The following is a 15,701-nucleotide window of genomic DNA, read 5'->3' as shown; positions in this document are numbered from 1 at the left end:
AAAGTACTGAATTTTACCCATAAAAAAACCACCTCGTTTGAGGTGGTTCTATATTTTTCTAATAACGTATTAGAAGCTATATCTTACTGAGAAATTCCAAGTAGTTCCAAATCCAAAGAATACTTTATTAGCATCTGCTATTCCTCTATATAATCTATTATTTGATCTATATGTCCCAGCTGAAGGGTTCCAAGGTTGAATCAAATCATCAGCTGCAATATTCGTTCCAGACTCAGCGATGTATTCTTCATCAAATAAGTTATTGATGTTTAAACGGAAACTAACTGATTCATTAGTTTCTTCGTTGAAATCCCACTTATAAGAGAATCCTAAATCAGATAATGTATAACCTGGTAATTCAATTGCAGGGTTTAACGAAGTTGCATCTGTACCGTCTAATCCAGATTGGATTACTAAGTCAGAATATAATCTATCGCTAAAACGTTGAGAATAATCAACTTTAAATCCTTTCCAAGGTCTTACCTCAACACCTAATCTTGCCGTAGTTTGAGCAGAGTTACCAACTTTTACGTCGTTAACATCTAAATCAATTGGAGTACCAATTGGGTTTTGGTTTTGATCGAAAGCTCTACCTGTAATATTATCTTGGAAAGTCCAATCTCCAACAGAAACCATACTAAAAATAGTAACATCTTCTGTAATTTTATAAGTAGACTCTAATTCAACTCCCATGTGTAATTGAGTAATTCCATTTAACTGAGCGTTACCCTCTTCTGTAGCAGTTTCATATCCAATTCTTACGAATCTATCACTCCATTCAGTTCTATAAACATTCGCGTTTAAAGAAAATCTTTCTGTATTATATCCATAACCTGCTTCAAAACCTACTACTTTTTCGTTAGTAACCTCTGGGTTAATATCATTTCTAAAGTTCAAGAAAACAGCATCGAAGAAAGGTTGCTTTGAATAGTAACCAGCATTTGCGTAAACATTGTGCTCTTCGTTAATATTCCAGTTGATTCCTCCTTTGATGTTTCCACCCCATAAATTTTGCCAATCTGTTTCTCTTGCTGAATCTGTATCTAAATAGTTAAAGTAGTCAATTCTTTTAAATCCTTGATTAGATAAACCTCCTTGAATGAAAGCAGAAATTTCATCATTTTTATACTCTAACTGAGTAAATCCACCAAACCAACGAACTCTACCATCATTATGATAGTTGATTTTCTCTTCATCATCCGTACTCTTGAATACGTTCCATAAACTTGATAAATCCGAAGAATACTCAGTAGTTAAAACGTTAAATGGTTGATTAACGTTCGTATTATCACGATATCCATCAGCTCCTAATAAATCATCCACTCTTCTGTAGTGAATACCTGTATATGAACGAACATCAACACCGAAATCTAAAGTTAAATTCTCATTTAAATTTCTGTTATAGTTAGCTAATAAACCGTACCAGTTATGAGAATTAATAGAAGCTCTACGAATAATACCGTTTCTTCTGTTAACACCGTCTAATCTATCAGCTGGATCTTGCCATGATTGTCCAGGACCACTATATAAATTAGGATCATTTACAATAAAAGTACCAGTTTGGAAATCTGGAGTGTTGTTAGCAGTTACACCATTATTAAACACACCACCTTGTCCAGAGTTAGCTGCAATTAAAGAATCGAATAACACTGTTCCATCTTGTCCATAAATTGCATCATCATTACCTCTTCTGAATCCACCAAAACGTCCAATATCTCCTGTTCCACCACCACGTCCAAATGAAACGTATGCAGAAGCCGATAAAGAAGACTCGTCATCGATATCCCAGTTCCAGTTTAAAGAAGTCACTGGCTTATGATAAAAATTCTTTCTCCAGTTATACTCTTCACCATTTATAAAACCTCCAGTGAAGTTATACCTAGTTCCATACTTTAAGTAATCTGATAATTCAGCCCTAGAAAAGAAACTACTAGTTCTTTGGTTGTGAGTTTGAGGAGCACCAGTTAACATAAACTGAATATCGTGATCTTCATTAATTTCCCATCCTAAACCTACGAAGTAGTTATATCCTTCGAATTCAGTACTATTTACATATCCGTCTCCAGCAGTTCTACTAAATAAGAAAGACGCAGCAAATCCGTTTTCATTTTTACCTGTAGAATATGTAGCTAAAGTTTTTAAGTAGTTATCGTTACCATAAGAAGCTAATACAGATCCTCCTTCTTTTTTATCTGTAGTTTTAGTGATAATGTTAATAGTACCACCTACAGAAGAAATAGCTAATTTAGAAGAACCTAAACCTCTTTGTACTTGCATTGCAGTTGTAACGTCTGATAAACCAGCCCAGTTAGACCAGAATACACGTCCGTTCTCCATATCGTTAACAGGAACTCCGTTAATTAATACAGCAATGTTTTCTTGAGAGAAACCACGAATGTTAATTCTAGCATCTCCAAATCCTCCTCCTGACTTAGTTGCATAAACAGATGGAGTAGTGTTTAAAATTTCAGGAAATTCTTGAGATCCTAATTTTTCTTGGATTTCAGCTGCTTTAATTGTAGAAACTGCTACTGGAGTTTCTCTATCTTTAGCAACATCAATTAATCCTTTAATAACAACCTCTTCTAATACGTTGTCATCTGGTTGTAATTTAATCGTTCCAACGCTACCTGCACCGTTAAAAGATACTTCAGTATCTAAGTAACCAACGAAAGAAACTACTAAAACACCTGAAGTACTTTTAGCATTTAATTTAAATTCTCCGTCGAAGTTCGTTGAAGTACCATTTGTAGTTGCCTTCTCAACTACTGACGCTCCTGGAAGTGGTTCTCCAGTTTCATCAACAACAGTACCCGAAATCTGAGTTTGGGCCAATACTGTAGCAGAAACAAAAAATAATGCTACTAGTAATAAATTCTTGATTTTTTTCATTGTCCTATTATATTGTTATTAAAAACCAAGCAAAATTCTATCTTTTAGCAATCAGAAACGTTAACTAAATGTTAAGTTTAAGGCTTTTTTAAGAATCTCGCATTAATTCACAAATTATAAAAAATTAAGTTAAAGTCAACATTTTCAACAAAAAACACCGTCTGACGACGGTGTTTTTCAATTTTATCCAATATTTTCTTTAAGATATTTTAAGAAGCTAGTATCTTTTTTGCTAATTCTTTCCCCAATTCTACTCCAAATTGGTCATATGAATAAATATTCCATATAATTCCTTGAACAAATATTTTATGCTCATACATAGCAACTAACTTTCCTAACGAATGTGGAGTTAGCTTATCAAACAATATAGCATTACTTGGTCTGTTACCTTTGAATACTTTATACGGTAATAATTGATTGATTTTATCAAAATCTCCTGAAGTCTTTAATTCTAAATGCACTTCTTCAGCTGTTTTACCAAATGCTAAAGCCTCCATTTGTGCATTATAGTTCGCCATTAATTTTTCATGATGACTAGTTAAACCATGTAATGACTCTTTATATCCTATAAAATCTGCAGGAATCAACTTGGTTCCTTGGTGTACTAGTTGCATAAATGCATGTTGCATATTTGTCCCCGTACTTCCCCAAACAATTGTTCCTGTTTGATATTTTATTTCTTCACCATTTCTATCTACACTCTTACCATTACTTTCCATAACTGCCTGTTGTAAGTAGTCTGGTAATTTAGATAAGTATTGCGTGTATGGTAATATTGCTTCTGTTTCAGCATTATAAAAATTATTATACCAAACACTTAATAATCCTAATAGAACTGGGATGTTTTCTTCGAAATCTGAATCTCTAAAATGAATATCCATTTCTTCTGCTCCATTTAATAATTCCTTAAAATTATCAAAACCAACAGCTAAACTAATAGAAAGTCCTACTGCAGACCATAGAGAGAAACGTCCTCCAACCCAATCCCACATTGGGAATACATTGTTTTTATCAATACCGAAATCGTAAACTGCGTTTAAGTTTGTAGAAACAGCAGCAAAGTGTTTTGCAACATCAAAAATAGACGCCGATCTTAAGAACCAATCCTTAATTGTATTTGCATTACTAATTGTTTCTTGAGTTGTAAATGTTTTAGAAACAATAACAAATAACGTTGTTTCTGGATTCAAGTTTTTCAATACTTCAGAAACGTGATCGCCATCAACATTTGAAACAAAATGTACATTTAATTTGTTCCTATAATATTTTAAAGACTCCACAATCATATCAGGACCAAGATCAGATCCTCCAATACCGATATTTACAACATCGGTAATTGCTTTTCCTGTGTATCCTTTCCATTTTCCTGATATCACCTTATTACTGAACGCTCTTATTTTTCGAAGTGCAGTTTGAATTTTAGGTTTAATATCTTTTCCATCAACTATAATTTCCTCTTCTGAATTACTTCTTAAAGCAGTATGTAAAACAGCTCTTCCTTCAGTTTCATTGATTTTCTCTCCAGAAAAGTATTTGTTAATTGCATCTTTCAACTCAACCTCATTTGCCAACTCAACTAATAAATCTAGAGTTTGAGATGTAATTTTATTCTTTGAATAATCAAGTTCTAAATCGTTCAGAACAGTTGTAAAATCACTTTTCCTTGAAGCATTACTTCTAAAAAGCTCAGTTAGTGTAAGATCTTTGGTTTCTTTAAAGTGTTCTGAAAGTTTTTTCCAAGCTTCAGTTTCGGTTGGGTTGATATTTTTAAGACTCATAGTTTCTTACGGTTTCGCAATAATTTCTTCGGATTCTTCTTTTGGTTTTTCCGGATTATCTATTTGTTCTAACATTGCTTCTGGTGAAGGAATGCTATCTAATTGTTGTTTTAAGGGAGCAATAAACTCGAAATATTTTGGTCGTAAACTATCAACCATTGGCTTTGCTGTTGGTAGCTTTTCTCTAAATGGATCTACTTGTCTTCCATTCTTCCAAAAACGGTAACACACGTGCGGTCCACTTGTGTTTCCAGTCATTCCAACCCATCCAATAACATCTCCTTGTTGCACAAAATCACCTACACGAACTTTTCTTCTTTTCATGTGTAAGTATTGAGTAGAATAGGTTCCATTATGTCTTACTTTAACATAATTACCATTTCCACCTCTTCTTGCAGATTCAACCACAGTTCCACTAGCCGTACTCATAATTGGAGTTCCGTAAGGAGCAGCGAAGTCCGTTCCTTTATGCGGTCGAACTCTGTTACCATAAAGTTTAATTCTTCGTCTTAGATTATATCTTGAAGAAATTCTGTATTGGAATTTTATTGGCGATTTTAAAAACTGTCTTCTAAGTAGGCCAGCTTCATCATCATAATATTCTGGAATTCCTTTGATGGAATCTGCTAAATAATAATATGCGTATAAGTCTCTTCCTTTATGATTAAATACTGCTGCTTTTATTTTACCATAACCAACAGGAATAGAATCTTCAATAAACTTTTGCTCAAAGATTAGTTTAAAAGTATCGTCTTTTTGAAGTCTATAAAAATCAACTGTCCATGAATAAATATCGGCAACTTCATAAGCTAAAGTCGGTCCGTAACCCAAAGTGTCAATTGCATTTGAAAAGTTGTCGATTACTTTACCAGCAATTTGTCTTTCAACAATTGTAACCGGTTTTCTGTATTTGTAAGCAGAAATAATTGAATCTTGAAAATTGATAATTGTCGATTCAATTTTATTGTGTTTGTAAATAAAAACTTGAGCTTTTTCAAGCGTATCCTTTGATGCTAAAATTGTATATGGTTTTCCTGCTCTTACTTTACGAACATCAAAGGTATCTTTAATGGTAGTACTGATTTCATTGATCTTAGGATAGAATACGTGATGTCTATCTAAGATAATTCCAAAACTCTCTCCGCTTTTAATTGTATCATTAATTACTTTATAATTATCAAAGTTAAACCCATATTTAATAACAGGTTCTGGAATTACTTCTTCAATAATTTCTTTCGGAGTTTCTTCTACCTTATCCTCTTTACAAGAATAAAAAACTGATAAACATATAATTAGTATAGTAGAATAAAGAGTAGTTCTCAACTATTTGCGTTTTAATTTGGACTATCCACAAAAGTACAAATTAAAGCAAATTATATTAAGACTTTAACAATCTGTTACAATTTTTATTCTACAACGATTTCGAATGGATTTGCTAAACCTTTAAATGCATCTAACTCTGCTCTTAATGAACCAACAGATAAAGCCGCACTCATTTTCACAGGAACTTTATTATCGTCTGCAGTAATCCAGATTGTAACACTTTCTTTAGCTTTAAAAACTCTTCCTGCTTGAACTAAAGGTCTAAATATTTGAGTTCTTACTTTTCCGAATCTAGTTTTCAAGGTTTCATAACCCACAAATAATAATTTGAATGGATATCTTTTTTCATCAAAAAACATATCTACATCGATTTGTTCTCCTTCTTTTAAGTTCTTTGTATCATAACTTCTTAAAAAGTAAAAAGTAGAAATCATATCTTGAGGACCAGTAACTGAGATTGTAGTATCTCTTTTCTTTAAAATATCTTTAACGTGAGCAGTATTCTTCTCGTGATCAAAAGTTATATTTTTCTTCTTTTTATATCCACCTTCATTAATATCTCTAACAAAAAAGTACGGTTTTACGTCATTTGGATCAAAGTAGCTTTCATACCTATCTCTAACCTTGAAAAACCATCCAACAATATCCGAAGTTCTTCCTTTTCCTATAGCGTGTAATACTTTTTTTCCTTGAAATGTTTCTTCTTTAAGCTCAAGAGTAGCAACTCCAGCTTTTAAGAAACCGCTATAACTCATTCTATAGCGTAACCATTCACCATCTTGAAAAGCAGGAATTTTCTCCTGAGAAAAACCTGTTAATGAACAAATAGCAAATAGTAATAAGATGATTCTTTTCTTCATAATTTCAAACTTATGAAAAAAGTATGACAATTATTATTCCAAAAAGTGAATTAGCAATTTTATAACCTAAAAAGTCCCCCAATTGTCCAGTTCTTCCTGGCTCCATAAGTATGGGAAAAATACTCTCTTTTGATATTTAGGGTGTAAATATTTACGCCAACTACTTCCTCCTGTAGCTTCTAAATCTTTATTACTCCCTCCTAAATACTTGCCAGCTGCATTGTAATGAGCCATAACCCATTTTACATTAACTGTATAATCGTAATGACGCATGGCTTTTACTAAATCTTCGTCTTCTTGGATATCTCTCGGAAGTTGCATGAATTTCTTAGAAAGATTTATATCATTATAATCCTCCATAAACTCAATAAACTCACCCATGTATTTTTTCTCGAATAACTTTAACAACGTTGTTTTCTGTCCTGTTGTATAGTTTTTTCCTGCAGCTTGCCAATACAAATGATCATATGCATTTTTAAATGAAGAATTACGATCTATAGTATCTCTAAAACGAGCATCAATTAAGTTTATTAATTCTGTAGAAGCGAATTCAATTTTACGATACTGAGCACTTTGAAAACCACTAGCCGGAGTTAATGTGTTTCTAAATTTTAAATATTGCTCGACATCCATTCCTTCTCCCATCACTTCAAAAGAACTACATAACACATCGAAATAACGACTAATCCTCATTAAATGCTTCGAGAATTTCTCTGCAGAAATTTCTACACTTTTCGCAACTTGATCAATTTCCCAAAGAATCATTTTGAACAATAATTCATTTACTTGATGATACATGATAAATACCATTTCATCAGGTTCCGTTGTTCTTGGAATTTGCAATCCTAATAAAGCATCGGTTTGGATATAATCCCAATACGTAATTGGTTTACTCCATAATAAACCTTCAAGCATGGCTTCTACTGGAACTCCCAGTTTGTCATACTTTTCTTCTATAGCTTTTAATAATTCTTCTCTACTCATGTTACTATAGTTCATATAAAAAGAACCAAGAAAGTGATTCTCTTTCTTGGTTCTAAAGATACTTCAATAATATATATTTATAAAGTCCCTCTTCTCTGTTGTTCTCTTTCAATTGACTCAAATAAGGCCTTGAAATTTCCTGCACCAAATCCTCTTGCTCCCATTCTCTGGATAATTTCAAAGAATAATGTTGGTCTGTCTTCGACTGGTTTGGTGAAAATTTGTAATAAATAACCTTCTTCGTCAGCATCAACTAAAATTGATAATTCTTGAAGTTTAGATATATCTTCCTTCATGATTTCCATATGATCTCCTAAACGTTCAGGAATCATATCATAATATGATTGCGGTGGTGGAGGCAAAAACTCTACACCATTTGCTCTTAATTGCGATACTGTTTTAATAATATCATCCGTAGCAACTGCAATATGCTGAACTCCTTCACCTTCATAAAAATCTAAATACTCTTCAATTTGAGATCTCTTTGCAGCTTTTGCTGGTTCGTTAATCGGGAATTTTACACGCCCATTTCCATTACTCATTACTTTACTCATTAATGCAGAGTATTCTGTATGGATTTGTTTGTCGTCAAATGATAAGAAGTTCTCGAATCCCATCACTTCTTCATACCATTTTACCCATTTGTTCATTTGTCCCCAACCAACATTTCCTACCATGTGGTCGATATACTTTAAACCTGCTGATGGTGGATTATAATCAGATTTCCAATCCATAAAACCTGGCATAAATGTTCCTTTGTAGTTTTTACGCTCTACAAACATATGAACAGTTTCTCCGTATGTGTAAATTCCAGAACGAACAACCTCTCCGTCTTCATCAGTCATTACAGTTGGTTCCATATATGATTTTGCTCCTCTTTTTGTAGTTTCTTCCCAAGCAGAACGAGCATCTTCAACCCAAAGCGCAACCACTTTTACACCATCTCCATGTTTAACAATATGATCATTAATTGGTGATTTACTGTTTAATGGAGTTGTTAAAACTAAACGAATTTTGTCTTGAACTAATACGTAGCTTACTTCGTCTTTTGAACCTGTTTCTAATCCTCTATATGCTAATGATTGAAACCCAAAAGCTGTTTTATAGAAGTGTGCAGCTTGTTTTGCATTTCCTACGTAAAATTCAACGTAATCTGTTCCTAAAAGTGGAAGGAAATCTTGAGCTCCTTCGAATATTTTTTCTAAACCGTAGTTTACTGATTTTATATCTTTTGACATGTCTTTTCTAAATTTAAATTATTCTTCTAACCAAGATTGAAAATACTTTTCATCGGCTATTTTCATCGCTTCTTCTGTAACCATTAATGGCTTAAATGTATCTACCATTACAGCCAACTCTTCTGTTACTGTTTGACCAATACTTCTCTCTGTTGCTCCAGGGTGTGGACCATGAGGAATTCCGGCAGGATGAAGCGAAATATGTCCTGCATCAATATCATTTCTACTCATAAAATCTCCATCAACATAATATAGAACTTCATCAGAATCAATATTACTATGGTTATAAGGAGCAGGAATTGCTTGTGGATGATAATCATACAACCTTGGCACAAAACTACAGATTACAAAGGCATCTGTTTCAAATGTTTGATGTACTGGTGGTGGTTGGTGAACTCTTCCTGTTATTGGTTCAAAATCATGAATAGAAAATGCATATGGATAATTAAATCCATCATAACCTACAACATCAAAAGGATGAGTTGCATACACCATTTCTATAATTTCGTCTTGCTTTTTAATTTTAATTAAAAAGTCTCCCTTTTCATCATAAGTTTCCAACTCATAAGGTTGACGAATATCTCTTTCACAAAATGGAGCGTGTTCTAATAATTGCCCGAACCAATTGCGATATCTTTTAGGTGTGTAAACTGGTCTGTATGATTCTACAATGAATAAACGATTGTCTTCAGTGTCAAAATCTAATTTGTAAATCATACCACGAGGAATTACCAAGTAATCTCCATATTTGAAATCAAGATTCCCCATATGAGTTCTTAACTTACCAGTTCCTCTGTGCACAAAAATTACCTCATCTGCATCCGTATTCTTATAGAAATAATCTTTTGTTGAAGATTTTGGTGCAGATAGAATAATATTACAGTCAGAGTTTGTTAATACAATTTTTCTACTGTCTAAGTAATCTTGTTCTTGAGGAACTTGAAATCCTCTAAAACGATATGATTGAATATTATTTTTCTTTGCGATTTTTGGCGCAACAGAATATTGTTTCTTTATTTCTTTAACTTGGGTTGGTCTTTGCTCGTGATACAAGTTTGATGACATTCCGTCGAACCCAATAGTACCAAATAATTGCTCATAATACAAACTCCCATCTTCTTTACGGAATTGCGTATGACGCTTTGGTGGTATTTTTCCTAATTTATGATAAAAAGGCATAAATCAATATTTTATTTTGTTAATGGACTCTTGTAACAGCTATTCGAGAAGATTTTGAATATTGCTTGTTACAATTTCAAATTGATAAATTGGTGTATTAATCCACTATTCAGGATTTCGCTTAATCATAAATTTTAAGTGCGATAATAAGCCTAACCAATACATTTTTAGAGCTTTAGTTGTTTGTACCACAAATATAATAAAAAGAATGTGGATTATAGGCTGATAAAAGTCAGTATGACTGATCAATTATTATAAAATAAAAAATCCGAAATATTGAACTTCGGACTTTTACATAGTTGTTATCACTTAAATTACTCTTTTGGTAATCTTTCGTCAATCATTTTAAGTGGCATACCTTCCATTAAATCGAACACATCTAGAATACTTCTCATTGTGTCTTCCTCTTCCACTTGTTCATTTACGAACCATTGCAAAAACATTTCTGAAGCAAAATCGTCTACACTTCTTGCCTTTTTAAAGCATTTGTAAATTGATTGCGTTACATTTATTTCTTGCTCTAAAGATCTTTCAAAAATTTCACGTAAACTTTCAAAATCGTTATTTACGTTATGTACTTCTGGAGATCTTGCTGCTCCACCTGCATCGTTAATAAATTCAAAGATTTTCATTGCATGTTCTCTTTCCTCCTCAGCTTGTTTATAGAAGAATGATTTACTATTCAATAATTCTCTTTGATCACACCATGAAGCCATTGCTAAATAAGATGCAGATGCATGCATTTCCATTCCGATTTGCTCATTTAACACATCCATAACTTCAGGATGAATCGTCATTTGTTTTCTTACTGCTGTTGTTTTCATGATAAAAATTGTTTGTTATGCTAATTTACGACAAAACCAGCCTTAAAAACAGTGAAAACAAAATTTGAAAAAAGTCTAAATAAGCTTATTATTTAGATTAAAACTGATTTAACGGGAGCAAAGAATGAATCAATAACTTCTTTCAGTTGTAATAACTGAGAAATATCTAAATAAATAAGATGTTGTTTATCGGCTACAAATAGTAACACGAAATTATCAGAATCGATAATATCACATATTGATTCGTGAAAAGTCAACTTGTTTACGTTAGTTCTTAGTTGTAGTAACTGAGGAAAAGTAAGAACTATATTCTTGTTTACAGTTGTTAATTGATATTTACAAAAAGTAATCTCTTCTAAACGAATTGATTGTTCAACATTTACATCTACATTCATGATGCAAACATAACACTTATTTAGAATAAATAAAAATTAACTTTCAGGTGCCATCTCAACTTCCAATCCTTCTAACTCAGGAGTCATATGAATTTGACACCCTAAACGGCTATTATCTTCCACATAAAAAGCCTCTGCTAACATCGCATCTTCGTCATCTGTCATTTCAGGAAGTTCATGATCCGATTTCACATAACATTGACAAGAAGCACACATTGCCATTCCACCACAAATACCAACTGTTCCTTCTGGAGCTAATTCATAAGAACGAATTACTTCCATTAAGTTCATATTCATATCTGTTGGTGCTTGTACTTCGTGAGTAACACCTTCTCTGTCTGTAATTTTTATATTAATGTCTGACATTTTCTTCTTTTAAATAAAAAGTTCAATACCGAGTAATTTAGTAAACGGAGTTGTAATGATTATGACAACACAAACTATCAATATCAATTTAGTAGTCGCAGTAATTTCTCTTTCTACACTTGTCGCATAAACTACTGAATCATTCTGAAAAACTGTAGAAGTAAATTCATAAATGGAGAAATCATCGTATGAATTTAAGAGATTATTCGATTTTGATATTCTACTATACCAAAAACTTAATAAAATAATTACAAATAAAGCTCCTAGTCCAAAAACAAACAAATCATAAAATGACGGTTGTGTTGGAAAATTTGGTCCTAAACCAGTAACAATACCTAATAAATCTCTTTTCATCCCTTATTTCTTTCCTGCTCTTTCAATTTCTTTCGAAGCACTTTTGCTCTTTTATCCTCTCCATCATGACTCCAACCTGGTGAATTGAAAATATAATTCAGTTTATCACTCCACTTATCCGCTCTTTTTACATCTTTCCAAATAGCCGCATATTCATGAGTTGCAACAGTAACTGGATTATAGGTTTCGATATTTACAGTTAAACCGTACACAGGATGATCGACTTCCTTTAATTCTTCTGAAAACGTACCGAAAATACGATCCCATATAATTAAAATTCCAGCATGATTACAATCTAGATATCTGATGTTTGATGCATGATGTACTCGGTGATGTGATGGTGTATTGAAAATAAGTTCTATTGGTTTTGGTAATTTATCTACCAACTCTGTGTGTACGAAAAATTGATAAATTAAACTTACGCCCATCATAGTGAACATCATCAATGGATCGAATCCTAATAACGGAATCCATAACCAAAAAAAGAACTTATGAATTCTTTCACCCACTCCTTGACGCAAAGCGGTTCCTAAATTCATATGAATTGATGAATGATGAGGAACATGTCCCGCCCAAAACAATCGAACTTCATGGTTCAAACGATGAAACCAATAGTAAGAAAAATCATCAGCAAAAAACAATAATAACCAAGCCCACCATTGTCTGTTTACCACTCCATTTAAAGGAGAAATTTGATATAAATAAAAGAATACAACAAACGCTAACACCTTAGGAATAAACTCTACAATTGCCGAAAACACCATCATTAATAAAGACACACCCGTATCTTTTGAATGGTATTTTTCTTTAGCAACTTTGAACTCAACAAACATTGAAGCAAAGAATACTGGCAACGCGAAGTACAATAATTTATCCTGCGATAATTGTTCTATATATTCTAATATACTCATCTACTCTATTTTCTTAACTACAGCTTTAGGAGCTTCTTTCTTAGTTCCATCAAAACCTTGAACTCCACCAACTGTTGTATATTTCATTACGTATTTCTTATCTGGAAAAATACGTTTAAACGCACTTTGACACATTAACGTAGCTTCATGGAAACCACATAAAATTAACTTCAATTTACCAGGATATGTATTTACATCACCAATGGCATAAATACCTGGAATATTCGTTTGATAGTCTAAAGCGTTATTCACCTTAATTGCATTCTTTTCAATTTCTAATCCCCAATCTGCAATTGGACCTAGCTTTGGAGATAATCCAAATAAAGGAATGAAATGATCAGTATGAATCGTGAAAGGCTCTTCGTCTTTCTTATGAACTACAACACCTTCAACTTTACCATCACCTGCAATTTCTTTAACCTCTGCAGGAGTAATTAAATTGATTTTTCCTTCGTTCTTTAATTTTTGAACTTGATCCACAGAATCTAAATGACCTCTGAATTCATTTCTTCTATGAATTAAAGTTACAGAACTTGCAACATCTGCTAAAAAGATAGACCAGTCTAAAGCAGAATCACCTCCACCAGCAATAACTACATCTTTATCACGATACATTTCTGGCTCTTTAATCATATATTCCACACCTTTTCCTTCGTAGTCAGCGATATTTGAAATAGGTGGCTTTCTTGGCTCAAAACTTCCTAATCCACCTGCAATTGCAACAACTGGTGCATGGTGTTTTGTTCCTTTATTCGTAGTTACAATAAACGTTCCGTCATCTTGTTTTTCAATGATATCTGCTCGTTCTCCTAAAGTAAATCCTGGCTCAAATTGTTTGATTTGTTCCATTAATTTGTCTGTTAAATCACCAGCTAAGATTTCTGGATACGCAGGAATATCATAAATAGGTTTTTTTGGATAAATTTCTGAGCATTGTCCTCCTGGTTGTGGTAAGGCATCAATAAGATGACATCTTAACTTTAATAAACCAGCTTCGAAAACTGTAAATAAGCCGGTTGGACCAGCTCCAATGATTAGTATATCTGTTTTTATCATCTGATAAAAAACTTTTTATAAGGATATTCCGCAACGAGTGCGGAATATGGATTATTAACAATAAGATTATTCTAGTTCTTCAGACTCAAAAATAGAGTAGAACTTTTATTTATATACTGACAAAAATCAGTTAAGCGACATTGATTACTTCTTCAATTTCTGGAGCGTACTTTTTAATTGTAGCTTCAACACCATTTTTAAGTGTCATTTGGTTTACTGTACAACCACTACAAGCACCTTCTAATTGTACTTTAACGATGTTCTCTTCTATTCCTAGAAGTTTAATATTCCCTCCATCACTAATTAAGAATGGGCGGATTTCATCTAACGCTTTTTCAACTTTGCTTTGTGTTTCTTGTGCTGACATACAACTAATTATTTTGTGCTACAACCACTCATTGTAGTTATTCTAACAACTTCTGTTGGTGGTAAATTAGCATTTCTTTTTAACAATTGAGAAACTACTTCTTGAGTAATTTCTTTAAATGATTCTTCTAATTGTGTTCCATTTTGCAATGCAACAGGATGACCTACATCTCCTCCTTCTCTAATGCTTTGAACTATTGGGATTTCTCCTAAAAATGCAGTTTCTAAATCTTCTGCTAAGTTCTTAGCTCCACTTTGTCCAAAGATATAATATTTATTCTCTGGTAACTCCTCTGGTGTAAAGTAAGCCATATTTTCTACGATTCCTAAAACAGGAACGTTTATTGCCTCTTGTTGGAACATTGCAACTCCTTTTTTAGCATCTGCTAATGCAATATTTTGTGGAGTACTTACAACTACAGCTCCTGTAATTGGTAACGCTTGAACAATAGATAAATGAACATCTCCTGTTCCTGGAGGTAAATCGATTAATAAGAAATCTAATTCTCCCCAATCTGCATCAAAAATTAATTGATTTAAAGCTTTTGACGCCATTGGCCCTCTCCAGATTACAGCTTGGTTAGGATTAGTAAAGAATCCTAATGATAATAGTTTTACACCATAGTTCTCAATAGGCTTCATTTTAGAACGACCTTCAACTTTTACTGAAAGAGGTCTTTCTTTTTCCACATCAAACATAATGTGTTGAGATGGTCCGTAAACATCAGCATCTAAAACTCCTACATTGAATCCCATTTTAGCTAATGAAATGGCAATGTTAGCCGTTACTGTAGATTTACCAACTCCACCTTTTCCAGATGCAATTGCAATAATGTTTTTAATATTAGGAATCTCCTTTCCTCTAATTTGGTTAACCTCTTCTTTTGGTTTAACCTCAGCTTTAACGTTTACCTTAACTTCAATCTTTTGATCTACATGTTGATGTATTGCTTTCATAATTTCAACCTCAACCTTCTTTTTTGCTTGAAGAGACGGATTCCCAATTACTACATCTACAATTACTTCATTACCAAAAGTAACTACGTTTTTTACGTTTTCATTTTCAACCAAACTTTTACCTTCTCCAGGCGCAGTTATAGTTTCTAATGCGTTATATATATCTTGCTTTTTAAAGCTCATTCTGTTTATATTAATTCTAAGTTACAAAGATAACG

15 protein-coding genes are annotated in these 15,701 nt (G+C 32.8%); all 15 read right to left on the bottom strand.

All coding sequences use genetic code 11. The features are described 5' to 3' along the window. Positions 1-69: 69 nt before the first annotated feature. Positions 70-2,892 carry a TonB-dependent receptor gene (locus tag ABNT61_RS12820; protein ID WP_348743516.1) on the bottom strand — a complete coding sequence of 941 codons (2,823 nt, stop codon included), beginning with the start codon at positions 2,890-2,892 and terminating at the stop codon, positions 70-72. A gap of 209 nt (positions 2,893-3,101) precedes the next feature. After that, the gene (pgi, locus tag ABNT61_RS12815; RefSeq protein ID WP_348743515.1) at positions 3,102-4,670 is read right to left on the bottom strand and encodes a glucose-6-phosphate isomerase; all 1,569 of its coding nucleotides are present in this window, start codon (positions 4,668-4,670) and stop codon (positions 3,102-3,104) included. A gap of 6 nt (positions 4,671-4,676) precedes the next feature. Further along, entirely contained in the window at positions 4,677-5,993 is a 1,317-nt protein-coding gene (locus ABNT61_RS12810) for a peptidoglycan DD-metalloendopeptidase family protein (protein WP_348743514.1), read from the bottom strand. Positions 5,994-6,076: 83 nt separating this feature from the next. Then, a complete protein-coding gene (locus tag ABNT61_RS12805) occupies positions 6,077-6,853 on the bottom strand; it encodes a DUF3108 domain-containing protein (protein WP_348710570.1) in 777 nt (258 codons plus the stop codon). A gap of 66 nt (positions 6,854-6,919) precedes the next feature. After that, on the bottom strand, positions 6,920-7,837 hold the full coding sequence (locus ABNT61_RS12800) for a tryptophan 2,3-dioxygenase family protein (protein WP_348743513.1): 918 nt from the start codon (positions 7,835-7,837) through the stop codon (positions 6,920-6,922). A 77-nt stretch (positions 7,838-7,914) separates the two neighbouring features. Next, a complete protein-coding gene (hppD, locus tag ABNT61_RS12795; protein ID WP_348723309.1) occupies positions 7,915-9,075 on the bottom strand; it encodes a 4-hydroxyphenylpyruvate dioxygenase in 1,161 nt (386 codons plus the stop codon). A gap of 18 nt (positions 9,076-9,093) precedes the next feature. After that, positions 9,094-10,254 (bottom strand): homogentisate 1,2-dioxygenase, encoded by a 1,161-nt coding sequence (locus tag ABNT61_RS12790; protein ID WP_348741138.1) that lies wholly within the window; start codon positions 10,252-10,254, stop codon positions 9,094-9,096. 314 nt (positions 10,255-10,568) lie between these two features. Beyond that, positions 10,569-11,078, bottom strand: a complete 510-nt coding sequence (locus ABNT61_RS12785; protein ID WP_348741139.1) for a ferritin — start codon at positions 11,076-11,078, stop codon at positions 10,569-10,571. Between the two features lie 92 nt (positions 11,079-11,170). Further along, positions 11,171-11,473: a hypothetical protein gene (locus ABNT61_RS12780; RefSeq protein WP_348743512.1), complete on the bottom strand. Its 303-nt coding sequence runs from the start codon at positions 11,471-11,473 to the stop codon at positions 11,171-11,173. Positions 11,474-11,509: 36 nt separating this feature from the next. Next, positions 11,510-11,839, bottom strand: a complete 330-nt coding sequence (locus ABNT61_RS12775) for a 2Fe-2S iron-sulfur cluster-binding protein (RefSeq protein ID WP_348741140.1) — start codon at positions 11,837-11,839, stop codon at positions 11,510-11,512. Between the two features lie 9 nt (positions 11,840-11,848). Further along, positions 11,849-12,193 (bottom strand): hypothetical protein, encoded by a 345-nt coding sequence (locus ABNT61_RS12770; RefSeq protein WP_348743511.1) that lies wholly within the window; start codon positions 12,191-12,193, stop codon positions 11,849-11,851. Next, on the bottom strand, positions 12,190-13,104 hold the full coding sequence (locus ABNT61_RS12765) for a sterol desaturase family protein (RefSeq protein ID WP_348743510.1): 915 nt from the start codon (positions 13,102-13,104) through the stop codon (positions 12,190-12,192). Before ABNT61_RS12765 ends, ABNT61_RS12770 begins: the two co-directional genes overlap by 4 nt. Further along, entirely contained in the window at positions 13,105-14,160 is a 1,056-nt protein-coding gene (locus ABNT61_RS12760; protein ID WP_348743509.1) for an NAD(P)/FAD-dependent oxidoreductase, read from the bottom strand. 130 nt (positions 14,161-14,290) lie between these two features. Continuing rightward, on the bottom strand, positions 14,291-14,527 hold the full coding sequence (locus ABNT61_RS12755) for a NifU family protein (protein WP_348710583.1): 237 nt from the start codon (positions 14,525-14,527) through the stop codon (positions 14,291-14,293). An 8-nt stretch (positions 14,528-14,535) separates the two neighbouring features. After that, a complete protein-coding gene (locus tag ABNT61_RS12750; RefSeq protein ID WP_348710584.1) occupies positions 14,536-15,666 on the bottom strand; it encodes an Mrp/NBP35 family ATP-binding protein in 1,131 nt (376 codons plus the stop codon). Positions 15,667-15,701: the final 35 nt, after the last annotated feature.

The organism is Tenacibaculum sp. 190524A05c (assembly GCF_964036595.1).
GTDB lineage: Bacteria > Bacteroidota > Bacteroidia > Flavobacteriales > Flavobacteriaceae > Polaribacter > Polaribacter platacis.
The sequence above is the reverse complement of the archived record's forward strand: the minus strand, read 5'-3'. Positions and strand labels throughout refer to the sequence as shown.